The following is a 25412-nucleotide window of genomic DNA, read 5'->3' as shown; positions in this document are numbered from 1 at the left end:
GATGAACGATGAGCTGCAACACCTGAAAAACCTTGGCAAGACGTCAGCACAGTGGCTGCATGCGGTGGGCATCCACAGTGCGTCCGACTTGCGTCGCTTGGGCGCCGTCGATGCGTACAGGGCCGTACGCACCCGCGGGTTTCGCGCATCAAAAGTGCTGCTGTATGCCATAGAAGGGGCATTGATGGATGTGCACTGGAACGATATTCCTCCCGAGCGCAAGGATGCGTTGAACCGTCAACTGGACGCTATATCTGCGCGCCAGAAAAACTAGATCACCCGCCAAGACCAACGTTTACAGGCACTCCGAACGGGCGTTTGAGAAAAGCTGAAGAAGCCGTGAAAACAAATGTTGACTCTCAAATGAGAATCGTTATGATTATCACAACTGGTCGCGAGATCAGCCGATAACTGAAAGACCATTGGTTCGGACTCTCAGATTATCTCCTCATCAGGCTAATCACGGTTATTTGACCCGGCTCTTGCCGGGTCTTTTTTTGCCTGCAAAAAATCCACCTGCAGACAACGTTCGGCACTCACGCTCAGCGTGCAATGATCAACGGGTGTCCACGCTCCGGATGGGGCTGAACGAGTACATCCAAGCCAAATACAGCTTTCAGCGGTTCCGGCCGCATTACCTGTGCCGGCGTATCCAAGGCATGGGGACGCCCCGCCGCGAGCAACAGGATCCGGTCGCAGTAGCGCGCTGCCAGGTTCAAGTCGTGAAGGATCACCAACACTGCCGCCCCGTGATCAGCGAACGCACGAATAGCCTGCAAGGTCGTGTGTTGATGCAACGGGTCCAGCATCGAGGTCGGCTCATCCAGCAACAACGTCTGCCCCGCCTCACCTGGCCACAATTGCGCGAGCACGCGCGCCAGGTGCACGCGCTGGCGCTCCCCACCCGACAACGCAAGGTAGCTGCGACCACTCAGGTGGCTGACATCTGCCGCCTGCAACGCCGCCGCGATAATCTCGTCATCGCGCACGCGCCCAGTCTGGTGAGGCAAACGCCCCATACCCACGACCTCTTCAACACGGAACGCGAAGTCCAGCGTCGAGGCCTGCGGCAATACCGCCAGGCGCTGGGCCCGTTGCGCGCCACCCCAGTCGCTTAACGGGCGCTGATCGAGCCACACTGCGCCCCGGTCGGGATACAACTCGCCGCACAACGCACCGAGCAACGTGCTCTTGCCCGCGCCATTGGGGCCCAACACGCCCAGCACTTCGCCTGGTAACACATCGAGCGTGACATCGGCCAACACCGTTTTGCGGCCACGACAGATCTGCAAGTCTTCCACACGCAGCATCAGGCACGCCCCCGCAACAACAGGTAAAGAAAAAACGGTGCACCGATAAACGCTGTGACGATACCGATCGGCAGTTCAGCCGGCGCCAAGGCAAGCCGTGCAACCAGATCGGCAAACAACAGCAGGCTCGCTCCCGCCAGGACCGAAGCCGGCAGCAGCACCCGATGATCAGGCCCCGCCAGCAAACGCACCAGATGCGGCACCACCAGCCCCACAAAACCGATCATGCCTGCTGCGGCCACTGCGGCGCCTACCCCTAGCGCCGTGCAGAAGACCAACTCGCGCTTGAGCCCTTCCACATCGATACCCAAGTGATTGGCCTCCGACTCGCCGAGCAGCAGGGCATTCAGCGCGTTGGCCCGACGCGGCAACCACAGCGCCACACCCGCACTCACCAGTAACAAGGGCCATAACCGCGAATAGCTGGCGCCGTTGAGGCTGCCCAGGTTCCAGAACGTCAGGGTGCGCAAGGTGGCGTCGTCGGCCAGGTAGGTGAACAGGCCCACCGCCGAACCGGCGAGGGCTGTCAGGGCGATGCCGGCGAGCAGCATCGTCGCGACGTTGGTCTGCCCGTTGCGTCGCCCCAGTCGATAGACCAGCGCAGTGACGCCCAGCCCCCCCAGGAACGCACAGAGTGACAAAATATAAGGCCCGAACGCATCCGGTAAACCACCGAAAAACGTCCCCCCGACAATCGCCACCGCCGCCCCCAGCGCGGCACCGCTGGAAACCCCAACCAACCCCGGATCAGCCAACGGGTTGCGGAACAATCCCTGCATCGCCACGCCCGACAGTGCCAACACGCCGCCAACGGCCAATCCCAGCAGCGTGCGCGGCAGCCGGATCTGACCCAGGATCAGTTCGGCCTGCTCCAGCCCGTGCGCATCAATCGGCAGCCCCATCAACCGCAGCGCGGCCCTGAGCGTATCCAGCAGGGGCAAGCTGACGGGCCCCAATGCCAGCGAGAGCCAGATCGCCAATACACACAACAGCGCCAACCCCACAAACAACGCCTTGGGTTTAACCAGCGTGGTCATGGGGCAGGCTTGGCTGGGGATGGATAAAACCCGGCAGACAGCGCCGCGAGGCTCTGTGGCAGACGCGGCCCAAGCCCGCCGACCAACAAGGTGGGATCGACCTCAAACACTCGCCCATGCTTGGCCGCAGGTGTGGAGGTCAGGATCGGGTTTTCCTTGAACAATGCGCTACGCGCCGCCTCACCGGCCAGGGCACGATCAGCAAACACCAGCACATCGGGGCTCAACCCAGCCAAGGACTCCACCGAAAACGGCTTGTAGCCAGTATGGGTCGCCAGATTACGCCCACCGGCCTGTTGCAGCATCCAGTCAGCCGCGGTGTCCTTGCCCGCGATCAGCGGCTTGCCACCCGCATGGCCGAGCAACAGCAACACGCCTGGCGCCTTTTGGGTGGACTGGGCGTTGGTTACCCAGCGTTTCTGCTGGTCCAGCGCCTGCGCATAGGCGGTAAACAATTCGTCGGCCTTGGCCTCACTGCCCAGCAACTTGCCCAAATGCTGGAGGTTGTCTTTTAACGTCGGCAGGTCCGGCTGCGCCGAGAACATTTCCACCTGCACGCCGGCGTTGCGGATCTGCGCCAGCACGGGTGGCGGGCCCATTTCTTCAGTGCCTACCAGCACCTGTGGGCGCAAACTCAGGATGCCCTCAGCCGATAGCTGCCGCTGATAACCAATGCTCGGCAACGACTTGAGTGACTCCGGGTGCTGACTGGTGGTATCCACGCCCACCAACTTTGACTCACCGCCCAGGGCTGTCACCCATTCGGACAATGCCCCACCGGCACTCACCCAGCGTTGCGGCAGTTCAGAGGCCTGAGCCGCGTGGTTGACCAGCAGTCCGACAACAAGCGCGATAGCGCTGGCACTCAGGCGCATAACAGGGTTTCCTTCCAAGGGCAGGGCCGCTCAAGCACTCATCGATGTGACAGGGAACGCCCGCCTGGCATCGTATTGAGCACCCGGTCAGCTGACGGGCGAAGCCTGCATTTGATAATTGTTTGCATTTGAACGTCAAGGCACTTAAAGGATTGAAATGAAGTTTCTCTGCTCCTCCGACACCCTCGCGCCCAACAGCAGCCTCGGTTTTGATATCGACGGTTGCAAGCTGCTGGCCGTTCGCCGGGACGGTGTTGCGTACTTCTACATCAACCGCTGCCCCCATCGTGGCATTCCACTGGAATGGCAACCCGACCAGTTTCTCGACACCAGCGCCAGCCTGATCCAGTGCGCCACCCACGGCGCGCTGTTCCTGATCGAGAGCGGTGAGTGCATCGCCGGCCCATGTGCCGGCCAAAGCCTTACCGCCCTGCCCGGCCGCGAAGACGCCCTGGGCCTGTGGGTTGAGCTCTAGTCGAGCAGCACGGCCAGCCGCCGGTCCACGCAGATTTCCTCGGGTGTGATCCGCACGCCATATGCCAGCACCTCTACCCCCGCCGCCTTGGCTTCGCGCAGGGCAGCAGCATAGCCCGCATCGATCTCCACCGCAGGGCGCACGGCATCAATGCCCGAGAGATTGACGCAGTACAACTGCACCGCACGCACACCCTCCCGCGCCAGATAGGCCAGCTCGCGCAAGTGCTTGGCGCCACGTTGGGTCACCGCATCGGGGAAGGCCGCCACCGCAGAGCCATCAAAGCCCAGGGTCACACTCTTGACCTCGACGTACGCCGCGCCACCGGGATAGTCCAGACGAAAGTCGATGCGGCTTTTCTCCTGGCCGTAAGGCACTTCGCGCTTCAACGCGGTAAAGCCGTTGAGTTCGGTAATGATCCCCGCGTTCAACGCCTCCTCGACCAACTGATTGGCACGCGCTGTGTTCACACAGGCCAAACGGCCCTGGGGCGTCTCGGCGATTTCCCAAGTGCCCGGCAACTTGCGCTTGGGGTCATTGGAACGGCTGAACCAGACCTGGCCGCCTTCCACCATGCAATTGAGCATCGAACCGGTGTTGGGGCAGTGGATGGTAAGTAACTCGCCGGTAACAGTTTCGATATCGGTGAGAAAACGCTTATAGCGGCGGATCAGCCGCGCTTCTTCGAGGGGAGGATTAAAACGCATCAGCCTTGCCAGCTCCGCAAGCCACGGGCGATGCGCTCCACCGCCTCCTGCAGCCGATCGAGGTTTTGTGTGTAGGCAAAGCGCACATGATGACCGGCTTTGAAGCGGCCGAAATCGAGGCCGGGGGTGAAGGCCACATGCTCGGTCTCCAGGAAGTGACGACAGAATGTGAAGGCATCACCGCCGAACGCGCTGATATCAGCATACAAATAGAACGCACCTTCCGGCTCGACCGCTATGCCAAACCCCAACTCGCGCAAGGCCGGCAGCAGGAAGTCGCGACGCCAGCCGAATTCGGCCCGGCGGTCCTCCAGAATGCTCAGGGTTTGCGGGGTGAAACAGGCCAGCGCCGCGTGCTGGGCCATGCTTGGCGCGCTGATGTAGAGGTTTTGCGCCAATTTTTCCAGCTCGCCCACTGCCGCCGGTGGTGCCACCAGCCAACCCAGGCGCCAGCCGGTCATGCCGAAATACTTAGAAAAACTATTCAGAACAAAAGCCTCGTCATCGACTTCCAGCACGCTGGCTGCGTCGGTGCCGTAGGTGAGGCCATGGTAGATCTCGTCCACCACGAGGTGGCCGTTGCGCGCCTTGATCGCGGCAGAAAGGCCGGCCAGTTCGTCACGCGTAAGGATCGTCCCGGTCGGGTTGGCCGGCGACGCCACCAACGCGCCGACACTGTCCTGGTCCCAATGCTTGGCCACCAGGTCGGCGGTCAGCTGATAGCGCACCTCGGGGCCGACCGGCACCAACTGGGCCGCGCCCTCCACCAACCGAAGGAAATGGCGATTACACGGGTAGCCGGGATCGGCGAGCAGCCAATGCTTGCCCGGGTCCACCAGCAGGCTGCTGGCGAGCAACAACGCACCGGAGCCACCGGGTGTGATCAGGATGCGCTCGGGGTCGACGTTCAACCCGTAGCGCTGCTGGTAGAAACCGCTGATGGCCGCGCGCAATTCCGGCAGGCCACGGGCCGCGGTGTAGCGGGTCTTGCCGTTGGCCAACGCGGCCTGGCCAGCCTGGATGATGGGTTCGGCAGTGGTGAAATCCGGCTCGCCGATTTCCAGGTGGATCACGTCATGGCCGGCAGCCTGCAGCTCATTGGCACGCGCCAGCAATGCCATGACATGGAAAGGTTCGATGGCGCGACTGCGCGCACTGTAGGGCTGAGCCATTAGCCTTCCTTAACGGTGAGGACAAAAGTTGGATTCTACCGAACCCGCGCCGTAAAACATGTTCTATTGCCTGCCCGACGGCATATGCCAGCCGGGCAGGCGCCTGCAAAACGACTAAAATCAACATTCGAGGCGAACCATACCCAGTCATGGCGGGCTGCGACAGTTTGCAACCCTTGGCGATGGGCCTCGACAACCGGGAGTGGCGCACCCCGAATCTATCTGGTAAGTTCGCCCGCTTGCAGCCGCAGGGCCGGCAGGTGTCGGTGACGTTGCAATCCTGCGCAATGGATTAGAAGAGTGAGAGGCGGTCTATTCATGTCCACCCAAGCAAAGCAACAGCAGACTCAAGGCCTCAACGGCTTCGAACCTTACGTAGAGAAGAAAGGTGAGGAGTACATGGGCGAGCCCATGCGCGAGCACTTCACCAAGATCCTGAACAAGTGGAAACAAGACTTGATGCAGGAGGTCGACCGTACGGTTGACCATATGAAGGACGAAGCAGCCAACTTCCCTGATCCGGCCGACCGTGCGAGCCAGGAAGAAGAATTCGCCCTTGAACTGCGCGCCCGTGATCGCGAGCGCAAGTTGATCAAGAAGATCGACAAGACGCTGCAACTGATCAAGGACGAGGAATACGGCTGGTGCGAATCCTGCGGTGTCGAGATCGGTATCCGTCGCCTGGAAGCCCGCCCAACCGCGGACCTCTGTGTAGACTGCAAGACCTTGGCTGAAATCAAGGAAAAACAAGTCGGCAAGTAATCGGCCGAGTTGAATGAATGGGGCGTGCGAACGCCCCATTTTTGTTTCTGGGGTTTACCGAATTTCCAGTAGTATCCGGCCCATGACAGCCTCTACCTATATCGGGCGTTTCGCCCCCACACCCAGCGGCCATTTGCATTTCGGCTCCCTGGTCGCCGCCCTCGCCTCCTACCTCGATGCCCGCGCCAATCAAGGCCGCTGGCTGATGCGCATGGAAGACCTCGACCCACCCCGCGAAGAGCCCGGTGCCCAGGCGGCGATCCTGCACGCCCTGGAGAGCTACGGCTTCGAGTGGGACGGTGAATGTGTCCGACAAAGTGAGCGGCATGAAGCCTACGCAAAAGTGCTCAACGACATGTTCAACCACGGCCTGGCCTACGCCTGCACCTGCTCGCGCAAACAGCTGGAGCCTTACAACGGGATCTATCCGGGGCTGTGCCGCAACGTTGGGCATGACCAGCAAGACGCAGCTATTCGCCTGCGTGTCCCTGAGCTGGAATACCATTTCACCGACCGAGTGCAGGGCGAATTCCGACAGCACCTGGGTCGTGATGTAGGCGATTTCATCATCCGTCGCCGCGACGGGCTCTACGCCTATCAACTGGCCGTGGTGCTCGACGATGCCTGGCAAGGCGTCACCGACATCGTGCGCGGTGCCGACCTGCTCGACTCCACGCCACGCCAGCTCTATCTGCAAGAACTGCTGGGCCTGCGTCAACCGCGCTACCTGCATGTGCCGCTGATCATCCAGCCGGACGGCAACAAGCTGGGCAAATCCTACCGTTCCCCGCCATTGACACCCGACCAGGCCACGCCTTTGCTATTGAGAGCGCTGCGCGCCCTCGGCCAGCAACCTGGCGACGAACTGCTGCACGCCAGCCCACGGGAACTGCTGGATTGGGGCATCCAGCACTGGGACGCCACCAAGATCCCGCGCACACTTACACTGGCCGAAGCGCAATTGAGCTGAAGGCGCTTGCAGCTTGCCCGGCATCCGTTACCATCGCCGCAGTTTTTCAATCAGAGGCCAACATGTACATCTATCGATTGGTCCTGCTGCTGGTCGTCGGGATCTACCTGTTTTCCCCCGCCATCATGGATTGGTGGATCGACGCCACGGGCGCCTGGTATCGCCCTTATCTGCTGTGGTTGATCCTGATCGTCGTGACTTTCATCCTGCAGAGCCAAAAAGATGCCGATGAGCTTTAGCCTCACCCAGATGCTGCTGATCAGCGCCGCCTACCTGGCCGCGCTGTTCGGGGTGGCCTGGATCAGTGAGCGCGGAATGATTCCGCGGGCGATCATTCGCCATCCGTTGACCTACACCTTGTCCCTGGGCGTGTACGCCAGCGCCTGGGCGTTCTACGGCACGGTGGGCCTGGCCTACCAGTACGGTTATGGCTTTCTGTCCAGTTACCTCGGGGTGTCCGGCGCATTCCTGCTGGCGCCGGTGCTGTTGTACCCGATCCTGAAGATCACGCGTACCTACCAGCTGTCTTCCCTCGCCGACCTGTTTGCCTTCCGCTTTCGCAGCACCTGGGCCGGCGCGCTGACCACTATCTTCATGCTGATCGGTGTGTTGCCGTTGCTGGCCCTGCAGATCCAGGCCGTGGCCGACTCCATCAGCATCCTGACCCGCGAGCCGGTGCAACATCGGGTAGCCCTGGCCTTCTGCGCACTGATCACCCTGTTCACGATTTTCTTCGGCTCACGCCATATCGCCACCCGTGAGAAGCACGAAGGCCTGGTGTTTGCGATTGCCTTCGAGTCGGTGATCAAGCTGATCGCCATCGGCGGCGTCGGCCTTTATGCGCTTTACGGCGTGTTCGATGGCCCGCAACAGCTGGAACTGTGGCTGCTGCAAAACCAGACCGCCCTCGCCGCCCTGCACACGCCGTTGCAGGAAGGCCCGTGGCGCACACTGCTGCTGGTGTTCTTCGCCTCGGCGATCGTGATGCCGCACATGTACCACATGACCTTCACCGAGAACCTCAACCCACGCTCGCTGGTCAGCGCCAGCTGGGGTTTACCGCTGTTCCTGTTGTTGATGAGCCTGGCGGTGCCGCTGATCCTGTGGGCAGGCTTGAAACTGGGTGCTACCACCAACCCTGAATACTTCACCCTCGGCATCGGCATTGCCGCCAATAGCCCGGCCTTGGCGCTGCTGGCGTATGTCGGCGGGTTGTCGGCCGCCAGCGGGTTGATCATCGTCACCACCCTGGCGCTTTCGGGGATGGCGCTCAACCACCTGGTCTTGCCGCTGTACCAGCCGCCGGCCGAGGGCAATATCTACCGCTGGCTGAAATGGACACGCCGCGCGCTGATCGTCGCCATCATCATGGCAGGCTACGGGTTCTACCTATTGCTGGGCGCCGGGCAGGACTTGGCCAACCTGGGTATCGTCGCGTTTGTCGCCACCTTGCAGTTCCTGCCGGGCGTGCTGTCGGTACTGTACTGGCCGACCGCCAATCGCCGTGGTTTCATCGCCGGGTTGCTGGCAGGGATCCTGGTGTGGATCGTCACCATGCTGCTGCCGCTGGTCGGCAATTTGCAGGGCTTCTACATCCCGCTGTTGAACATGATCTACGTGCTGGATGACACCAGTTGGCACATGGCGGCCATTGCGTCATTGGCCGCCAACGTCTTGATGTTCACGCTGATCTCGCTGTTCACCAACGCCAGCCCGGAGGAAACCAGCGCCGCCGAAGCGTGCGCCGTGGATAACGTGCGGCGCCCGCAACGCCGTGAGCTGCATGCCGCCTCGCCCCAGGAGTTCGCCACGCAACTGGCCAAGCCTCTGGGCGCCAAAGCCGCGCAAAAGGAAGTCGAACAGGCGCTGCGCGACCTCTACCTGCCATTCGATGAGCGGCGCCCCTATGCATTGCGCCGCCTGCGTGACCGTATCGAAGCCAACCTGTCCGGCTTGATGGGGCCGAGCGTGTCCCAGGACATGGTGGAAACCTTCCTGCCCTACAAGGCCGGCGGCGAAAACTACGTGACCGAAGACATCCATTTCATCGAGAGCCGGCTAGAGGATTACCACTCACGCCTCACCGGCCTCGCCGCCGAACTCGATGCCCTGCGCCGCTACCACCGCCAAACCCTGCAGGAGTTGCCAATGGGGGTGTGTTCCCTGGCCAAGGATCAAGAGATTCTGATGTGGAACAAGGCCATGGAAGAGCTGACCGGTATCGCGGCGCAGCGCGTGGTCGGTTCACGTCTCAACACCCTGGGCGATCCCTGGAAAGAATTGCTGCAAGGCTTTATCAACTTGCCCGACGAGCACTTGCACAAGCAACACTTGGCCCTCGACGGCCAAACCCGCTGGCTCAACCTGCACAAGGCCGCCATCGACGAGCCCCTGGCGCCCGGTAACAGCGGCCTGGTGCTGCTGGTGGAAGACCTGACCGAGACCCAGATGCTCGAAGACAAGCTGGTGCATTCCGAGCGCCTGGCCAGTATTGGGCGACTGGCCGCGGGCGTGGCGCATGAAATCGGCAATCCGATCACCGGCATCGCCTGCCTGGCGCAGAACCTGCGGGAAGAACGTGAAGAAGACGGCGAGATCACCGAGATCAGCGGGCAGATCCTCGAACAGACCAAGCGTGTGTCACGCATCGTGCAGTCGCTGATGAGCTTTGCCCACGCGGGGGCCCATCAGAACCAGGACGAAGCCGTGTGCCTGGCCGAAGTGGCACAGGATGCCATCGGGCTGCTGGCCTTGAACCGGCGCAATTTCGAAGTACAGTTCTTCAACTTGTGCGACCCCGACCATTGGGTCGATGGCGACTCACAGCGCCTGGCCCAAGTGCTGATCAACCTGCTGTCCAACGCCCGTGACGCAACGCCTGCCGGCGGCGCGGTACGCGTCAAGACCGAGGCTTTCGAACATACGGTCGATCTGATCGTCGAAGATGAAGGTAGCGGTATTCCACAGAACATCATGGACCGATTGTTCGAACCCTTCTTCACCACCAAGGACCCAGGTGAAGGTACCGGTCTGGGCCTTGCACTGGTCTATTCCATCGTTGAAGAGCATTATGGACAAATCACCATCGACAGCCCGGCTGACACCGAAAGCCAACGCGGCACCCGTATTCGGGTGACCTTGCCGCGTCATGTCGAAGCGACGTCCGCTGTGAACTGAGACCGTCGAGAGAATTGAATCAATGCCGCACATTTTGATCGTCGAAGACGAAACCATTATCCGCTCTGCCTTGCGTCGCCTGCTTGAACGAAATCAGTACCAGGTCAGCGAAGCCGGCTCGGTGCAGGAAGCCCAGGAGCGTTTCAGCATTCCCACGTTCGACCTGATTGTCAGTGACCTGCGCCTGCCTGGCGCGCCTGGCACCGAGTTGATCAAGCTTGGCCAGGGCACCCCGGTGCTGATCATGACCAGCTATGCCAGCCTGCGTTCGGCAGTGGACTCCATGAAGATGGGCGCGGTGGACTACATCGCCAAGCCTTTCGACCATGACGAGATGCTTCAGGCGGTAGCCCGTATCCTGCGTGACCGTCAGTCGGCCAGCAGCGCGCCTGCCGAGCAACGTCCTGCAGGGAAAACGGCCGACAAGCCCGGCGTCGACAACAGCAACGGTGAGATCGGCATCATCGGCTCCTGCCCACCGATGCAGGACCTGTACAGCAAGATCCGCAAAGTCGCGCCCACCGACTCCAATGTATTGATCCAGGGCGAGTCAGGCACCGGTAAAGAACTGGTGGCGCGCGCCCTGCACAACCTGTCCAAGCGTGCCAAGGCGCCGATGATCTCGGTGAACTGTGCGGCGATCCCCGAATCCCTGATCGAGTCCGAACTGTTCGGCCACGAGAAGGGCGCGTTCACCGGCGCCAGCGCCGGGCGTGCGGGCCTGGTGGAAGCAGCGGACGGCGGCACGTTGTTCCTCGATGAAATCGGCGAGCTGCCCCTGGAAGCCCAGGCGCGCTTGTTGCGCGTGCTTCAGGAAGGCGAGATTCGCCGCGTGGGCTCGGTGCAATCGCAAAAGGTTGATGTGCGCCTGATCGCGGCCACTCACCGAGACCTCAAGAGCCTGGCCAAGATCGGCCAGTTCCGTGAGGACTTGTATTACCGCCTGCACGTGATCGCGCTCAAACTGCCGGCCCTGCGCGAGCGTGGCGCCGACGTCAACGAAATCGCCAGCGCATTCCTGTTGCGCCAGAGCGCGCGCATCAACCGTACCGACCTGAAGTTCGCGCCGGACGCCGAGCAGGCCATTCGGCATTACTCGTGGCCGGGTAACGTGCGGGAGCTGGAAAACGCGGTCGAGCGCGCCGTGATCCTGTCCGAAAGCCCGGAAATTTCCGCCGAACTGCTGGGAATCGATATCGAGCTCAGTGACCTGGAGGATGACGACTTCATCGGCCTGGCCCCTCAGCAAGGCGGCGGTAGCAATACCAGCCATGAGCCGACGGAAGATCTGTCACTGGAAGATTACTTCCAGCATTTTGTCCTTGAGCATCAGGACCATATGACTGAGACCGAACTGGCGCGCAAGCTGGGCGTGAGCCGTAAGTGCCTGTGGGAACGCCGCCAGCGCCTGGGCATTCCTCGGCGCAAGACCGGTGTGGCGAGCGAGAGTTGAGGGTGCGCCCCCACAGGTAACACCCACCGATGTGAAAAAACTGTTACCGCGGATATTTCGCGTAACAAAAGCCGGGGCTTACGGTAACGAAGCCCCGGCTTTTTTTGGTCCGTCAAAAACCCGAAACCACCTGAAACCCCCGGTTTTACTGGGTGGTGCAAAAGTTGGCACGCACCCTGCTATATGCTTAGTACAAAAACAATAACAAGCTTTGTACAAGACAATAAAAATAAGACGAATCGACTCACGCATAACAAAAACAACACGGCGGAGGCGCAGCTAACTGATTCTTTTGGAGAGGCGTTGCATTTGGGGCTTGCCCCGCAACCAGGCCGAGAACAACAAAAACTGCCCTAAGGCAGAGCCTGAACTGGTTGGATCGTAGATCAGCAACACAGCGACCAAAGCAATCCGTTTGCTCTTGACTCCCGATTGGGAGTGTCGTGAAGGTCAAGCTTCATGGCGAGGGCGATCAACAAAAACAAGAAGCCCGAAATCAATAATAAAAATAGAGCACGCAACTACTTCTGGGGGAGCTTCGGCTCCCCTTGTAGTTTCCGGGATTTGGCTTTCGTGATTCACCGCAAAGGCTTATGGCGCAATGCCTGTAGCTTGTTCCTACACCATCCCCTGACTAAATGCTAGAATCCCGGCCCATCATGCGGTCATTCTTCGTTATGGCCGAACATTCCTTCAAACAGTGCATCCCATGCTGAAGAAGTTGTTCCAGTCATTCCGTTCTCCCTTGCGTCGTACGCAACACAAACGCAGCACGCCTGAAGTGCTCAACAGCAGCCAGCATTCGCTGCAACGTGCTCAATTCAGCCGTTATGCAGTGAACATCGTCGAACGGTTGCAGAACGCCGGCTACCAGGCTTACCTGGTGGGCGGGTGCGTACGCGACATGTTGCTCAATATCACGCCCAAGGACTTCGACGTCGCCACCAGCGCCACACCTGAGCAGGTACGTGCTGAATTCCGCAACGCGCGGATCATCGGTCGGCGCTTCAAGTTGGTGCATATCCACTTCGGTCGCGAAATCATCGAAGTCGCGACGTTCCGAGCAGGCCACCCGCAAAACGACGAAGAGGAAGACACCAACCAGTCCTCCCGCAACGAGAGCGGGCGCATTTTGCGCGACAACGTCTACGGCACCCTTGAAGAAGATGCGCAGCGCCGCGACTTCACCATCAACGCCCTGTATTACGACCCTGTCAGCGAGCGCATCCTCGATTACGCCAATGGCGTACACGATATTCGCAACAACCTGATCCGCCTGATCGGCGACCCGGTCCAGCGCTATCAGGAAGACCCGGTGCGCATGCTGCGGGCTGTGCGTTTCGCTGCCAAGCTGAACTTCGGCATCGAGAAACACACTGCCGCGCCGATTCGCGACCTGGCGCCGATGCTGCGTGAGATCCCTTCGGCACGCCTGTTCGAAGAAGTGCTCAAGCTGTTCCTCTCGGGCTACGCCGCCGACACCTTCGAAATGCTGGTGGACCTGCAGTTGTTCGATCCGCTGTTCCCGGCCAGCGCCGAGGCATTGGAATACAACCCGACGTACACCCACACCCTGATCAGCGAAGCGCTGATCAACACCGACCTGCGCATCAAGCAGAACAAGCCGGTTACCCCGGCGTTCCTGTTTGCCGCCCTGTTGTGGCCAGCCCTGCCAAAACGCGTCCTGCGCCTGCAAGAGCGTGGCATGCCGCCGATCCCGGCCATGCAGGAAGCCGCGCATGAGTTGATCGCCGAGCAGTGTCAGCGCATCGCCATTCCGAAACGCTTCACCCTGCCGATCCGCGAGATCTGGGACATGCAGGAACGCTTGCCGCGCCGCAGCGGCAAACGTGCCGACCTGCTCCTGGACAACCCGCGCTTCCGCGCCGGCTATGACTTCCTGCTGTTGCGTGAAAGCGCAGGCGAGCAGACCGATGGGCTGGGCGAATGGTGGACCGACTACCAGGATGCCAACGACAGCGAACGCCGCGACATGATCCGCGACCTCGGCAGCAAGGGCGACGGCGACGGCGCTGGGCCGAAGAAGCGTCGTCGCAGTGGCACCAAGCGCAAGCGCAGCGCTGCTGACGCCTCGGGCGCTGCGGGCGAATAAACGTGGAACGCATCTACATCGGCATGGGCAGCAACCTGGCTGCCCCGGATCAGCAATTGCGCAGTGCTATCGGCGCGCTGGCGCAATTGCCAGGCACCACCGTCGCCGGTGTCTCGGCCTTCTATCAAAGTGATTCACTGCTGCCGGGCCAACCGCGCTACACCAATGCGGTGGCCGCCTTGGACAGCAGCCTTGCGCCCCTGGCACTGCTCGATGCACTGCAAGCCATCGAGAACGATCAAGGCCGCGAACGCCTTGAGCGCTGGGGCCCGCGCACGCTCGACCTGGACATCCTGCTGTTTGGCGATCGCCTGATCGACGAGCCGCGCCTCAAAGTGCCCCATTACCAAATGCATCTGCGCGCGTTTGTGCTGTACCCGCTGGCGGAACTGGCGCCCGCCACCCTGTCATTGCCTGACGGCCAGACCCTGCGCGACTTACTTGCCGACTGCCCGTTTGTCGGGCTGGAGCGCCTCCCCCAAGACTGACTCGGTCGATGTGGGCGCGGGCTGGCCTGCTCCCACAGTGCAATCTCCCGTCGCTGGAAAACGGCGCTCAAGTTGCTGAATCGCGTCAGTAACAGCGGTAACACCGCCATCGTAACAATGCGGTAACACATCCAATTGACTTCCCGTGTCCTCCTCACGACTATAGGCGTCCCGCTGCCGCCAACCCGGCGCTAAAGGGCGCAATCCAGGCCTTATAAGCACTGCTCTCAAGACAGTGCGCCTGTATAAACGAAGACTCACGCGCGTTACTCGCTGTTTCCAAGCGCCTGAACGAGGACCCTTTTCATGCCAGACATTACCCTGACCACCTTGCAGAGCCTCAAGCTCAAAGGTGAAAAAATCACCATGCTGACCTGCTATGACGCCACCTTCGCCCACGCCAGTTGCCAGGCCGGGGTTGAAGTGCTGCTGGTGGGCGACTCCCTGGGCATGGTTCTTCAAGGGAATGACAGCACCCTGCCCGTCACCACCGATGAACTTGCGTACCACACCGCCAGCGTCAAGCGCGGCAACGATGGCGCCTTCATCATCGCCGACCTGCCGTTCATGGGTTACGCGACGCTCGAACAGACCTTCCAGAATGCCGGCAAGCTGATGCAAGCCGGTGCGCACATGATCAAAGTCGAAGGCGCCGTGTGGCTCGCCGAGTCGATTCGCCTGCTGGCAGAGCGCGGCGTGCCGGTTTGCGCACACATGGGCCTGACGCCGCAGTCGGTGAACATCCTCGGCGGCTACAAGGTACAAGGCCGCAATGAAGCCCAGGCGCGCCAGATGCGTGCTGATGCCATTGCCCTGGAGCAAGCCGGCGCGGCCATGATTCTGCTGGAGTGCGTACCGAGCGAGTTGGCCGCTGAGATCACCCAGGCCGTGAAAGTGCCAGTGATCGGTATTGGCGCGGGTTCCGCCACCGATGGCCAGGTGCTGGTGTTGCACGACATGCTCGGCCTGTCGATCAGCGGCCGCGTGCCAAAGTTCGTGAAGAACTTCATGGCTGGCCAGGCCAGTATCCACGACGCATTGAGCGCCTACGTCGCTGAAGTCAAAGGCGTGACCTTCCCTGGCGCCGAACACGGATTCTCTGCATGAACACCGTAAAAACCGTACGTGAATTACGCGCTGCCGTGACCCACGCCCGCAGCGCCGGCAAGCGCATTGGCTTCGTGCCCACCATGGGCAACCTGCACAGCGGCCACGCCACCCTGGTGACCAAGGCCGCCCAGCAGGCCGACTTCGTGGTGGCCAGCATTTTCGTCAACCCGTTGCAGTTTGGCGCCGGCGAAGACCTGGACAAATACCCGCGCACCCTCGCCGCCGACCAGGAAAAGCTGCTGCAAGCCGGCTGTAACCTGCTGTTCGCGCCCACCGTCGAGGAAATGTACCCCGGCGGCATGACCGGCCAGACCCGCGTCAGCGTCCCGCAATTGTCTGAAGGCCTGTGCGGCGCCAGCCGTCCGGGGCACTTCGAAGGCGTGGCGACGGTGGTCAGCAAGCTGTTCAACATGGTCCAGCCGGACATCGCCGTGTTCGGCCAGAAGGATTACCAGCAACTGGCGGTGATCCGCGCCATGGTCCACGACTTGAACATGCCCATCCAGATCATCGGCGAGCCCACCGTGCGTGCCGACGACGGCCTGGCGCTGTCGTCGCGCAACGGCTACCTCACCGATGAGCAACGCGCCATTGCCCCGGTGCTGTACCGCAGCCTCAGCCAGATCGGCGCAGCGATCAAAGCCGGTGACCACGATTTTGCCAGGCTGCGCGCCGAACACGTGTCACAGATCGAAGCGGCCGGGTTGCGCCTGGATTACCTCGAAGTGCGCCAGGGCGTGCATTTGCGCCCAGCCACACCCGAGGACCGCGATATCGTGATTCTGGTAGCCGCCTATCTAGGGGCCACCCGCCTCATCGACAACCTGCATCTGACCCTCGACTGACCCCTCCCCGTTGCCCTCCTCGCTGCGTAGATAAAAAGTGCCGGTATAAAAAAGTACCGGCCTGAGCGCAGACAAAGCCAAGACATATCGACTCGCTAGGTTTAATGTAATCGCCCTGCGCTATGGTTAGCGCTGTCTGGAACCCATTACTTGATGAAAGACTGGACGTTCCGGGCCTAGAAGTGTCCTAAAGGCAGTCCCCGTAATAAAAGGAAACCCGCAGCGATGGCGTACTACCGCACTCCTCATGACGTTACCGCTCTGCCCGCCTGGCAAGCGCTCAATCAACATCGCCAAGCCATGCAGGATTTCAGCATGCGCGAAGCGTTCAATGCCGATCCTCAGCGTTTCTCCCAGTTCACCTTGAGCAGCTGCGGACTTTTCCTCGATTACTCGAAAAACCTGATCACCAGCGAAACCCGCGACCTGCTCGTGGGCCTGGCCAATGAAGTCGGCCTGAAAGACGCGATCAACTCGCTGTACGCCGGCGAGCCGGTCAACTCTTCCGAAGGTCGCCCTGCCCTGCACACTGCCCTACGCCGCCCGGTAGGCGACAAGTTGTCGGTGAACGGCGTGAACATCATGCCGGACGTGCACAAGGTGCTGAACCAGATCACTGACCTGGTCGGCCGCATCCACGACGGCCTGTGGCGCGGCTACACCGAGAAGCCGATCACCGACGTGGTGAACATCGGTATCGGTGGCTCGTTCCTCGGCCCGGAGCTGGTCTCCGAAGCGCTGTTGTCCTACGCCCACAAGGGCGTGCGCTGCCACTACCTGGCGAACATCGATGGCAGCGAGTTCCACGAGCTGACCATGAAGCTGCGCGCCGAGACCACGCTGTTTATCGTCTCGTCGAAGTCTTTCAACACCCTGGAAACCCTGAAAAACGCCCAGGCCGCCCGTGCCTGGTACCTGGCGCAGGGTGGCTCGGAAGCCGAGCTGTACCGCCACTTCATCGCCGTGTCCAGCAACAACGCGGCAGCCGTGGCTTTCGGTATTCGCGAAGAAAACATCTTCCCGATGTGGGACTGGGTCGGCGGTCGTTATTCGCTGTGGTCGGCCATCGGTTTGCCAATTGCCCTGGCGATCGGCATGTCCAACTTCAAGGAGCTGCTGTCCGGTGCCTACACCATGGACCAGCATTTCCAGAACGCGCCATTCGAAGCCAACATGCCGGTGCTGCTGGGCTTGCTGGGCGTGTGGTACGGCAACTTCTGGGGTGCGCAGAGCCATGCGATCCTGCCGTACGACCACTACCTGCGTAATATCACCAAACACTTGCAACAGCTGGACATGGAATCCAACGGTAAGAGCGTGCGCCAGGATGGCACCCCCGTGGCGACCGATACCGGTCCGGTGATCTGGGGTGGCGTGGGTTGCAACGGTCAGCACGCCTATCACCAGTTGCTGCACCAGGGGACCCAACTGATCCCGGCCGACTTCATCGTGCCGATCGTCAGCTTCAACCCCGTGTCCGACCACCATCAGTGGCTGTACGCCAACTGCCTGTCCCAGAGCCAGGCGCTGATGCTCGGCAAGACCCGCGCCGAAGCTGAAGCCGAGCTGCGCGACAAAGGCATCCCGGAAGATGAAGTGCAAAAGCTGGCACCGCACAAGGTGATCCCGGGCAACCGTCCGAGCAACACCCTCGTGGTCGAGCGCATCAGCCCGCGCCGCCTGGGTGCGCTCGTCGCCATGTACGAGCACAAGGTGTTCGTGCAGAGCGTGGTCTGGGGCATCAACGCCTTCGACCAATGGGGCGTGGAGTTGGGCAAGGAACTGGGCAAGGGCGTCTACAACCGCCTGACCGGCGCCGAAGAAACCTCGGCCGAGGATGCTTCGACCCAGGGCCTGATCAACTACTTCCGCGGTCGTCACCGCGGCTGATACAGGTATTGCAGGGCCAACGTCCGTTTGGAGGTTGGCCTTGAACCCTCCCCCGGCAGGGTGCATCTTTATCACTTGTCGCAAAAACAAGAATAAGGATCGCTCATGTTCGATATCAGCACGTTCCCCACCGCCGATGCCGTCCGCCGGGCTGCGCAACTCAGTCAAGAGGACTATCAGCGCCTCTACCGTCAATCCATCGAGCAGCCAGAGACCTTCTGGGCTGAACAAGCCAAAGGCTTTCTCGACTGGATAACTCCCTGGCACACCGTTCACCGCTCGGACATCAACACCGGTGCCGCGCAATGGTTCGCCGGCGGCCAACTGAACGTCAGCTACAACTGCATCGACCGGCACCTGGCGCAACGCGCCGATCAGGCGGCCTTCATCTGGGAAGGCGATGATCCGGCAAAGTCCTCCCGCATCACCTACCGCCAACTGCACCAGAACGTCAGCCGCCTGGCCAATGTGCTGAAAAGCCGTGGCGTGAAGAAAAGCGACCGGGTATGCATCTACATGCCGATGATTCCGGAAGCCGCCTACGCCATGCTCGCCTGCACGCGGATTGGCGCCGTGCATTCGGTAGTGTTTGGCGGGTTCTCGCCGGACGCCCTGCGTGACCGTATTCTCGATGCCGACTGTCGAACCGTCATCACCGCAGACGAAGGCGTGCGCGGCGGCAAGCCGGTGGCACTGAAACAGAATGTCGACAAGGCCCTGGCCAGTTGCCCCAACGTCAGCACCGTGCTGGTAGTGGCGCGCACGGGGGCGGACCTGAACTGGGTGAAAGACCGCGACATCCAGTATCAACAAGCCCTGGATGCCGCCAGCGACAACTGCCCGCCCGAGCCGATGGACGCCGAAGACCCGCTGTTCATCCTCTACACCTCCGGCAGCACCGGCAAACCCAAGGGTGTGTTGCACACCACGGGCGGCTACCTGCTGCAAGCGGCGATGACCTTCAAATACGTGCTCGACTACCGTGAGGGCGAAGTGTTCTGGTGCACCGCCGACGTGGGCTGGGTCACCGGCCACAGTTACATCGTGTACGGCCCGCTGGCCAATGGCGCGACTTCGCTGATGTTCGAAGGCGTGCCGAGCTACCCAGACAGTTCGCGTTTCTGGCAGGTGATCGACAAGCATAAGGTCAACATCTTCTACACCGCGCCCACCGCCTTGCGTGCACTGATGCGCGAAGGCCATGGCCCCCTGGAGAACACCTCCCGCGCCAGCCTGCGCCTGCTGGGCAGCGTCGGCGAACCGATCAACCCGGAAGCCTGGGACTGGTACTTCAATGCGGTAGGTGAACAGCGCTGCCCGATTGTGGATACCTGGTGGCAGACCGAGACCGGCGGCATCATGCTCAGCCCCTTGGTCAGCGCGCAGCGGATCAAGCCTGGCTGCGCCACCCAGCCGATGTTTGGCGTACAGCCCGTGTTGCTGGATGAACACGGCAAGGAGTTCAGCGGCGCCGGCAGTGGCGTGCTGGCGATCAAGGCCAGTTGGCCGGGGCAGATCCGCAGTGTGTACGGCGATCCGCAGCGCATGATCGACACCTACTTCAAACCCTACCCCGGCTACTACTTCACCGGTGACGGCGCACGGCGCGATGAAGACGGCGACTACTGGATCACTGGGCGCATCGACGATGTGATCAACGTGTCCGGTCACCGCATCGGCACCGCCGAGGTAGAAAGCGCCCTGGTGCTGCACGACCAGGTCGCCGAGGCCGCCGTGGTGGGTTATCCCCATGACGTCAAGGGCCAGGGCATCTATGCGTTTGTCACCCCCATGAATGGCGTGGAACCCAGCGACGCACTAAAAAAACACCTGTTGGAGCTGGTCAGCAAGGAAATTGGCAGCTTCGCCAAGCCGGAGCTGATTCAATGGGCACCGGCCTTGCCGAAAACCCGCTCTGGCAAGATCATGCGCCGGATTTTGCGCAAGATCGCCTGCAACGAACTCGACAGCCTCGGTGATACCTCCACCCTGGCCGACCCGAGCGTAGTCGAAGGCTTGATCGACAAACGCCTGAACCGATAGGAAACCCCACGTCGCCATGGAATTTATCCGCAGCCGTATCGAAACCCAGTTGATGAGCCTGACCGGCCTGTCGCTGGGCCAACTGGACCTGGAAAACCCCAAGGGCGACCCAGGCCTGTTCGGTCCCGACTCGGTGAGCTGGCAAGTCCATGGCGACTTCAGCAGCATGCTCATCGGCGGCATCAGCGCCTTGATGCTGCAAGCCTTGCACCCACTGGCCCTGGCAGGCGTGTGGGACCATTCTAATTTTCGCCAGGACATGCTCGGACGCTTGCGGCGCACCTCGCAGTTCATCTCCGGCACCACCTTCGGCTCGCGTAAAGATGCCGAATGGCTGATCGAAAAAGTGCGCACCATTCACCTTCAGGTGGTTGGCCATGCGCCGGACGGTCGGGCTTATGCCGCCAGCGACCCGGAACTGCTGACCTGGGTGCATGTGGCGGAAGTCAGTAACTTCCTGGCCGCGCACTTGCGCTATCGCAACCCACACCTGTCCGGTCGAGACCAGGACCGTTACTACAGTGAAATTGCCTTGGTGGCCGAGCAGCTGGGCGCGCGGCACGTGCCGCGTTCTCGGCAGGAAATTTCGGATTATCTGGCACGCATCCGCCCACAATTGCTGTGCGACGACCGCAGTCGCGAAGTGCTGCGTTTACTTCTGAATGCGCCCTCCCCCAGCCTGCTGGCCAAGCCGTTGGGCGCGTTGATGATGCAGGCCGGCATCGACCTGCTGCCGGATTGGGCCAGCGCCATGCTCGAACAGCACCAGAGCCCACTGCAACGCCAGATGATCCGTGCCGGGGTCAAACGCAGTGCACCGATGCTGCGCTGGGCCATGCGCAACGGTTCGGTACAACGTGCCCATCGGCGGATGGGGTTGATGTAGGCGACGGCGCATAGCTGTTAAACTTCGCGCCCTCAATTCCCCAGCAAGGCGCGCTCCATGTCTTCCTTGAATCAGGCGCTGCGCGCCGCCCTCGATCATCGCCAAGACCTGCTCAGCGAACTGCACGCCCAGGGCACCGACTGCTACCGGCTGTTCCATGGCAGCCAGGAAGGCGCGGGCGGCCTGACCATCGACCGCTACGGCCCGCAACTGCTGGTGCAGAGCTTCCATCAATCCCTGGAAACCGAAGACCTGCTGGCCTTGCATCAACAGGTCAACCAGTCCATGGGACTTGAATTGTTGCTGGTGTACAACGACCGCTCCCGTGGCAATTCGCGCATCGACCGTGAAGACACGGTGTATCGCGCCGAACCCGCAGCACTGGAAGACCTGGTTGGCCACGAGTGGGGCCTCAATTACCGCGTGCGCGGACGCCATGCCGGGCAAGATCCCCTGCTGTTCCTGGATCTGCGCAACACGCGGGGCTGGGTCAAGGCGCACAGTACCGGCAAAAGCGTGCTGAACCTGTTCGCCTACACCTGCGGCGTTGGCCTGAGCGCGGCCGCCGGGGGGGCCCGCGAGGTGTGCAACCTGGACTTCGCCGAGGGCAACCTGGCGGTCGGGCGCGAGAACGGCCTGCTGAACCCGCAGTTGCCGACCATGGAATTCGTGCAGTCCGACTATTTCCCGGCCATTCGCCAACTGGCGGGCCTGCCGATCACCCAGCGGCGTGGGCAAAAGCTGCCAAGTTATCCACGCCTGGAAGCGCGTCAATACGACCTGGTATTGCTGGATCCACCGGCCTGGGCCAAGAGTGCATTCGGCACCGTCGACCTGCTGCGCGACTACCAAAGCCTGCTCAAGCCTGCGCTGCTGGCCACTGCCGACAATGGCGTGCTGATCTGCTGCAACAACCTGGCGAAAGTCAGCATGGATGACTGGCGCGAACAGGTCCTGCGTTGCGCGGAAAAAGCCGGCCGCCCTGTGCGTGACTGGACAATCATGACGCCAGGCGCGGACTTTCCCTCGCAGGATCAACAGCCCCCGCTGAAAACCCTGATACTTCAGTTGTAAGAGGTTTCTCAAAGGGCCCCGCTCTTCGGAACCGAAAACCCGTGCCATACTCCAAGGCACTCCTGTTTGACATAGATGGCGTCACCCCATGCCCAAAGGATTGATTCGCGCCGCTGGCGCCTTGTTGACCGCCCTTGCCCTGTACAGCTTGCTGGGCTTTTTGATCCTTCCCGGTATCGCGCTTCGCATTGCCAACCAGCAACTGGCCCATTACGCCACGGTGCCCGCGCGGATCGAGCGGATCGAGCTCAACCCGTTCAGCCTGGAAGTGACGGCATGGGGACTGAAAATCGGTGAGCCCGGCAAGGAACAGGTAGGTTTCGAGCGCCTCTACGCCAACCTGCAGATCGACAGTCTCTGGACCCGCGCCCTGCACCTCGCCGATGTGCAACTGGACAAGCCCAAGACTGAGTTGTTGTTCGACAAGTCCGGCCAGTTGAACCTGGCGCAGTTGTTCAAGCTGCCCCCCAGCGAGCCAACCCCGACGGATCCGGATGCCAAGCCTTTCCCATTGCGTATCGACAGCATCAAGCTGGCGGGCGGCTATGTACACTTTCAGGACCTACGCCCAAGCGAACCTATCGAATTCCTCTACGACACCCTCGACTTCGAGCTGAAAAACCTCAGCACCTTGCCTGAAGACAATGCCGACATGACTCTCGTGGCGGCCGGACCTGAGGGTGGGCAAATCGACTGGAAAGGCAATTTCAGCCTGGTGCCGATCATTTCCGAAGGCACGCTGAAGGTCACCAATGGCAAGATGAAAGCCTGGTGGCCCTATGTGCGTGACGCGCTGCCACTGGTGCTTGAAGACGGCGTGCTCAACTTCAGCACCGAGTACAAGTTCAGCCTGGCCAAAGAGACCGAACTGAATCTGACCAACACCACCGCCAGCATTGCGCCATTTGCCATCAAGGCACCCGACGGTCGCCCACTGGTGCGCCTGGAGCGCCTGGACGTCAGCGAAACCACGGTGGACCTGGCCAAGCAGCAAGTGGTGGTCGGCAAGATCCGCAGCAACAAACTGGAAACCTGGGCGGCCCTTGAAGCCGACGGGCAACTGGACTGGCAAAAACTGTTCGCCAGCCAACCGAGTAAACCGGCCAAGGCGCCGGAGCCCGCAACGGCACCGGCCACCGCCGACTCGCCAAAACCCGAGCCCGTCGCCCCCAGCAAGCCTTGGCAAGTACTGCTCAAGGACGTGCAACTGCGTAACTATCAGGTACACCTGGCTGACCGCCAGGCCAAGCCCGCGGTCGCGTTGGAAGTGGGCCCGCTGAATGTCGATGTGCAGAACTTCGATAGCCTCAACCAGAGCCCGTTTACCCTGAAAGTCGACTCAGGTGTAGGCAAGCAAGGCAAAATCCAGGCGACCGGCGAGGTCAACCTCAACCCGGTCAGCGCCAAGCTCAAAGTGAACACCCAGGATATCGACCTTCGGGTTGCCCAGTCCTATATCAGCCCTTTCATCCGCCTTGAACTGCGCAGCGGCATGCTCGGCAGCAATCTCGATGTGAACCTGAAAAGCACCGCCCCCCTGAAGTTGCAGGTCACAGGCCGCGCGCAGGTCGACCAATTGCACACGCTGGACACCCTCAAGACCCGCGACTTCCTCAAATGGCAGCGCCTGGTGCTCGAAGGCGTGAACTACCAGCACGGCGATAGCCTGTCGATCGACAAGGTCAACCTGCTACAGCCTTACGCACGCTTCATGATTAACGATGACCGTACCACCAACGTTGATGACCTGTTGATTGCGCAACCGGCCGACAAAAGTCCCAAGCCCGCCAGCAAGGACAAGCCACTGGGCATTCGTATCGGGCAGATTGCGATCAACGACGGTTCGGCGAACTTTGCCGACTTCAGCCTCACGCCCAACTTCGCCACGGCGATTCAACAGCTCAACGGGCAGATCGGCACCATCGACAGCCGCCAGGCCAAACCGGCCAGCGTCGACATCAAGGGCAAGGTGGACCGCTACGCGCCGGTCACGATCAAGGGCAGCGTGAACCCGTTTGATCCAATGGCAGCGCTGGACATCGCCACCAGTTTCAAACGCGTGGAGCTGACCACGCTGACGCCCTATTCCGGCAAGTTCGCCGGGTTCCGTATTCGTAAGGGCCGCCTCAACCTCGATTTGCATTACGTGATCACCAAGGGCCAGTTGAAGGCCGAGAACAAGGTGGTGGTCGAGCAATTGCAACTGGGTGAGAAAGTCGACAGCGCCGATGCCGTGGACTTGCCGATTCGCCTGGCGATCGCGCTGCTCAAGGACAGCGATGGCAAGATCTCCATCGAACTGCCGGTGACCGGCGACCTGAATAACCCGCAATTCAGCGTGATGCCGATTGTGTGGCAGACCCTGCGTAACCTGGTAGTGCGCGCAGCGACAGCGCCCTTCAGGTTCATTGGTGGGTTAGTGGCCGGTGGCGGCTCGGAAGACCTTGGGAATGTGTCGTTCGCCGCAGGTTCCAGCGAGTTGAACAAAGACGCCGAGGGCGCCTTGAACACGCTGGCCAAGGCGCTGAAAGAACGCCCCACCCTGCGCCTGGAAATCGAAGGCACCGCCGCTGCCAGCAGCGATGGGCCGCTCCTCGCCGAGCAGCGTCTGGAACGCGAATACCAGTACAACTACTACAAAATGCTCCAACGTCGTGGTGACAAGGTGCCGGCCCAGGCCTCCTTGCTGGTCGTGCCAGAAAGTGAAAAAGCGCCACTGCTTGAAGGTATCTACCGCACCCGCTTGAAACAGCAACCCCCAGCCGAATGGAAAGACCTGAGCCGCGATGAGCGCACTGCGAAGCTCAAGGACGGTGTGATCAAGTTCTGGAGCACGAGCGATGTGTTGCTGCGCCAACTGGGCCAGGACCGCGCCAGCACTATCAAGGACTACTTGGTGGACAAGGGCCAGCTGGAAGACGACCGGGTGTACTTCATTGATGCCAACCTGGGCCAGGCTGAAAAAGACGGCCGGGTCGTCACGCCCATGCACCTGGATGCCGAATAATCCCTGAACGACACCTGT

The 25412-nt window shown here is 61.2% G+C and carries 21 protein-coding genes; 16 read left to right on the top strand and 5 right to left on the bottom strand.

Features of this window, described 5'->3' with window-relative positions; genetic code table 11:
• Position 1 precedes the first annotated feature (1 nt).
• Positions 2 to 274, top strand: coding sequence for a TfoX/Sxy family protein (locus CQ002_RS22255; protein ID WP_034107025.1), 273 nt, complete (start codon positions 2 to 4; stop codon positions 272 to 274).
• A 268-nt stretch (positions 275 to 542) separates the two neighbouring features.
• Here CQ002_RS22255 and CQ002_RS22250 read toward each other — a convergent pair whose 3' ends face one another.
• The 3 genes from CQ002_RS22250 to CQ002_RS22240 are packed head-to-tail and all read right to left on the bottom strand — an operon-like array spanning position 543 to position 3222.
• Positions 543 to 1310: a heme ABC transporter ATP-binding protein gene (locus CQ002_RS22250; protein ID WP_098467377.1), complete on the bottom strand. Its 768-nt coding sequence runs from the start codon at positions 1308 to 1310 to the stop codon at positions 543 to 545.
• A complete protein-coding gene (locus CQ002_RS22245) occupies positions 1310 to 2347 on the bottom strand; it encodes an iron ABC transporter permease (protein WP_034107029.1) in 1038 nt (345 codons plus the stop codon). Before CQ002_RS22245 ends, CQ002_RS22250 begins: the two co-directional genes overlap by 1 nt.
• Positions 2344 to 3222, bottom strand: coding sequence for a hemin ABC transporter substrate-binding protein (locus CQ002_RS22240; protein ID WP_105162862.1), 879 nt, complete (start codon positions 3220 to 3222; stop codon positions 2344 to 2346). Before CQ002_RS22240 ends, CQ002_RS22245 begins: the two co-directional genes overlap by 4 nt.
• Positions 3223 to 3379: 157 nt before the next feature.
• Here CQ002_RS22240 and CQ002_RS22235 point away from each other — a divergent pair, with 157 nt between their 5' ends.
• On the top strand, positions 3380 to 3697 hold the full coding sequence (locus CQ002_RS22235; RefSeq protein WP_105162863.1) for a Rieske 2Fe-2S domain-containing protein: 318 nt from the start codon (positions 3380 to 3382) through the stop codon (positions 3695 to 3697).
• Here CQ002_RS22235 and sfsA read toward each other — a convergent pair.
• Positions 3694 to 4404 (bottom strand): DNA/RNA nuclease SfsA, encoded by a 711-nt coding sequence (gene sfsA, locus CQ002_RS22230; protein WP_105162864.1) that lies wholly within the window; start codon positions 4402 to 4404, stop codon positions 3694 to 3696. The two genes, CQ002_RS22235 and sfsA, sit on opposite strands and share 4 nt — an antisense overlap.
• A complete protein-coding gene (locus tag CQ002_RS22225) occupies positions 4404 to 5576 on the bottom strand; it encodes a pyridoxal phosphate-dependent aminotransferase (protein WP_105162865.1) in 1173 nt (390 codons plus the stop codon). The genes sfsA and CQ002_RS22225 overlap by 1 nt, the downstream gene beginning before the upstream one ends.
• A gap of 318 nt (positions 5577 to 5894) precedes the next feature.
• On the opposite strand from CQ002_RS22225, the gene dksA reads away from it, so the two are divergent.
• The 14 genes from dksA to CQ002_RS22150 all read left to right on the top strand — a co-directional run bounded on the left by dksA (position 5895) and on the right by CQ002_RS22150 (position 25394).
• Entirely contained in the window at positions 5895 to 6338 is a 444-nt protein-coding gene (gene dksA, locus CQ002_RS22220) for an RNA polymerase-binding protein DksA (protein WP_025857127.1), read from the top strand.
• Between the two features lie 82 nt (positions 6339 to 6420).
• Complete coding sequence (gene gluQRS, locus CQ002_RS22215; protein ID WP_034107040.1) at positions 6421 to 7308, top strand: tRNA glutamyl-Q(34) synthetase GluQRS; 888 nt, start codon at positions 6421 to 6423, stop codon at positions 7306 to 7308.
• 62 nt (positions 7309 to 7370) lie between these two features.
• The gene (locus CQ002_RS22210; RefSeq protein WP_003176118.1) at positions 7371 to 7547 is read left to right on the top strand and encodes a hypothetical protein; all 177 of its coding nucleotides are present in this window, start codon (positions 7371 to 7373) and stop codon (positions 7545 to 7547) included.
• Complete coding sequence (locus CQ002_RS22205; RefSeq protein WP_164393777.1) at positions 7531 to 10485, top strand: sensor histidine kinase; 2955 nt, start codon at positions 7531 to 7533, stop codon at positions 10483 to 10485. Before CQ002_RS22210 ends, CQ002_RS22205 begins: the two co-directional genes overlap by 17 nt.
• A gap of 22 nt (positions 10486 to 10507) precedes the next feature.
• Complete coding sequence (locus CQ002_RS22200; RefSeq protein WP_034107044.1) at positions 10508 to 11938, top strand: sigma-54 dependent transcriptional regulator; 1431 nt, start codon at positions 10508 to 10510, stop codon at positions 11936 to 11938.
• 709 nt (positions 11939 to 12647) lie between these two features.
• Entirely contained in the window at positions 12648 to 14051 is a 1404-nt protein-coding gene (locus CQ002_RS22190; protein ID WP_034107046.1) for a polynucleotide adenylyltransferase PcnB, read from the top strand.
• A 2-nt stretch (positions 14052 to 14053) separates the two neighbouring features.
• Positions 14054 to 14539 carry a 2-amino-4-hydroxy-6-hydroxymethyldihydropteridine diphosphokinase gene (folK, locus tag CQ002_RS22185; RefSeq protein ID WP_034107048.1) on the top strand — a complete coding sequence of 162 codons (486 nt, stop codon included), beginning with the start codon at positions 14054 to 14056 and terminating at the stop codon, positions 14537 to 14539.
• A 306-nt stretch (positions 14540 to 14845) separates the two neighbouring features.
• Complete coding sequence (panB, locus tag CQ002_RS22180; protein WP_034107049.1) at positions 14846 to 15646, top strand: 3-methyl-2-oxobutanoate hydroxymethyltransferase; 801 nt, start codon at positions 14846 to 14848, stop codon at positions 15644 to 15646.
• A complete protein-coding gene (panC, locus tag CQ002_RS22175; protein ID WP_069078283.1) occupies positions 15643 to 16494 on the top strand; it encodes a pantoate--beta-alanine ligase in 852 nt (283 codons plus the stop codon). The genes panB and panC overlap by 4 nt, the downstream gene beginning before the upstream one ends.
• 225 nt (positions 16495 to 16719) lie before the next feature.
• On the top strand, positions 16720 to 18384 hold the full coding sequence (gene pgi, locus CQ002_RS22170; protein WP_034107053.1) for a glucose-6-phosphate isomerase: 1665 nt from the start codon (positions 16720 to 16722) through the stop codon (positions 18382 to 18384).
• Between the two features lie 105 nt (positions 18385 to 18489).
• On the top strand, positions 18490 to 20427 hold the full coding sequence (acs, locus tag CQ002_RS22165; protein WP_105162866.1) for an acetate--CoA ligase: 1938 nt from the start codon (positions 18490 to 18492) through the stop codon (positions 20425 to 20427).
• Positions 20428 to 20443: 16 nt separating this feature from the next.
• A complete protein-coding gene (locus CQ002_RS22160) occupies positions 20444 to 21313 on the top strand; it encodes an oxygenase MpaB family protein (protein ID WP_105162867.1) in 870 nt (289 codons plus the stop codon).
• Between the two features lie 57 nt (positions 21314 to 21370).
• The gene (locus tag CQ002_RS22155) at positions 21371 to 22387 is read left to right on the top strand and encodes a class I SAM-dependent rRNA methyltransferase (RefSeq protein WP_105162868.1); all 1017 of its coding nucleotides are present in this window, start codon (positions 21371 to 21373) and stop codon (positions 22385 to 22387) included.
• 88 nt (positions 22388 to 22475) lie between these two features.
• Positions 22476 to 25394: a DUF748 domain-containing protein gene (locus CQ002_RS22150; RefSeq protein ID WP_105162869.1), complete on the top strand. Its 2919-nt coding sequence runs from the start codon at positions 22476 to 22478 to the stop codon at positions 25392 to 25394.
• The last annotated feature ends 18 nt before the right edge of the window (positions 25395 to 25412 follow it).

Source organism: Pseudomonas sp. MYb13, assembly GCF_002980075.1.
Classification (GTDB): Bacteria; Pseudomonadota; Gammaproteobacteria; order Pseudomonadales; family Pseudomonadaceae; genus Aquipseudomonas; species Aquipseudomonas lurida.
This window is presented reverse-complemented; position numbering and strand designations above follow the sequence as displayed.

Coding starts and splice junctions, on each gene's coding strand:
- CQ002_RS22150 (WP_105162869.1), top strand. CDS start 22,476: ATGCCCAAAGGATTGATTCGCGCCGCTGGCGCCTTGTTGACCGCCCTT.
- gluQRS (WP_034107040.1), top strand. CDS start 6,421: ATGACAGCCTCTACCTATATCGGGCGTTTCGCCCCCACACCCAGCGGC.
- CQ002_RS22205 (WP_164393777.1), top strand. CDS start 7,531: ATGCCGATGAGCTTTAGCCTCACCCAGATGCTGCTGATCAGCGCCGCC.
- acs (WP_105162866.1), top strand. CDS start 18,490: ATGTTCGATATCAGCACGTTCCCCACCGCCGATGCCGTCCGCCGGGCT.
- sfsA (WP_105162864.1), bottom strand. CDS start 4,404: ATGCGTTTTAATCCTCCCCTCGAAGAAGCGCGGCTGATCCGCCGCTAT.
- panB (WP_034107049.1), top strand. CDS start 14,846: ATGCCAGACATTACCCTGACCACCTTGCAGAGCCTCAAGCTCAAAGGT.
- pgi (WP_034107053.1), top strand. CDS start 16,720: ATGGCGTACTACCGCACTCCTCATGACGTTACCGCTCTGCCCGCCTGG.
- CQ002_RS22225 (WP_105162865.1), bottom strand. CDS start 5,576: ATGGCTCAGCCCTACAGTGCGCGCAGTCGCGCCATCGAACCTTTCCAT.
- CQ002_RS22250 (WP_098467377.1), bottom strand. CDS start 1,310: ATGCTGCGTGTGGAAGACTTGCAGATCTGTCGTGGCCGCAAAACGGTG.
- CQ002_RS22210 (WP_003176118.1), top strand. CDS start 7,371: ATGTACATCTATCGATTGGTCCTGCTGCTGGTCGTCGGGATCTACCTG.
- CQ002_RS22245 (WP_034107029.1), bottom strand. CDS start 2,347: ATGACCACGCTGGTTAAACCCAAGGCGTTGTTTGTGGGGTTGGCGCTG.
- CQ002_RS22190 (WP_034107046.1), top strand. CDS start 12,648: ATGCTGAAGAAGTTGTTCCAGTCATTCCGTTCTCCCTTGCGTCGTACG.
- dksA (WP_025857127.1), top strand. CDS start 5,895: ATGTCCACCCAAGCAAAGCAACAGCAGACTCAAGGCCTCAACGGCTTC.
- CQ002_RS22240 (WP_105162862.1), bottom strand. CDS start 3,222: ATGCGCCTGAGTGCCAGCGCTATCGCGCTTGTTGTCGGACTGCTGGTC.
- CQ002_RS22235 (WP_105162863.1), top strand. CDS start 3,380: ATGAAGTTTCTCTGCTCCTCCGACACCCTCGCGCCCAACAGCAGCCTC.
- CQ002_RS22155 (WP_105162868.1), top strand. CDS start 21,371: ATGTCTTCCTTGAATCAGGCGCTGCGCGCCGCCCTCGATCATCGCCAA.
- CQ002_RS22255 (WP_034107025.1), top strand. CDS start 2: ATGAACGATGAGCTGCAACACCTGAAAAACCTTGGCAAGACGTCAGCA.
- CQ002_RS22160 (WP_105162867.1), top strand. CDS start 20,444: ATGGAATTTATCCGCAGCCGTATCGAAACCCAGTTGATGAGCCTGACC.
- panC (WP_069078283.1), top strand. CDS start 15,643: ATGAACACCGTAAAAACCGTACGTGAATTACGCGCTGCCGTGACCCAC.
- CQ002_RS22200 (WP_034107044.1), top strand. CDS start 10,508: ATGCCGCACATTTTGATCGTCGAAGACGAAACCATTATCCGCTCTGCC.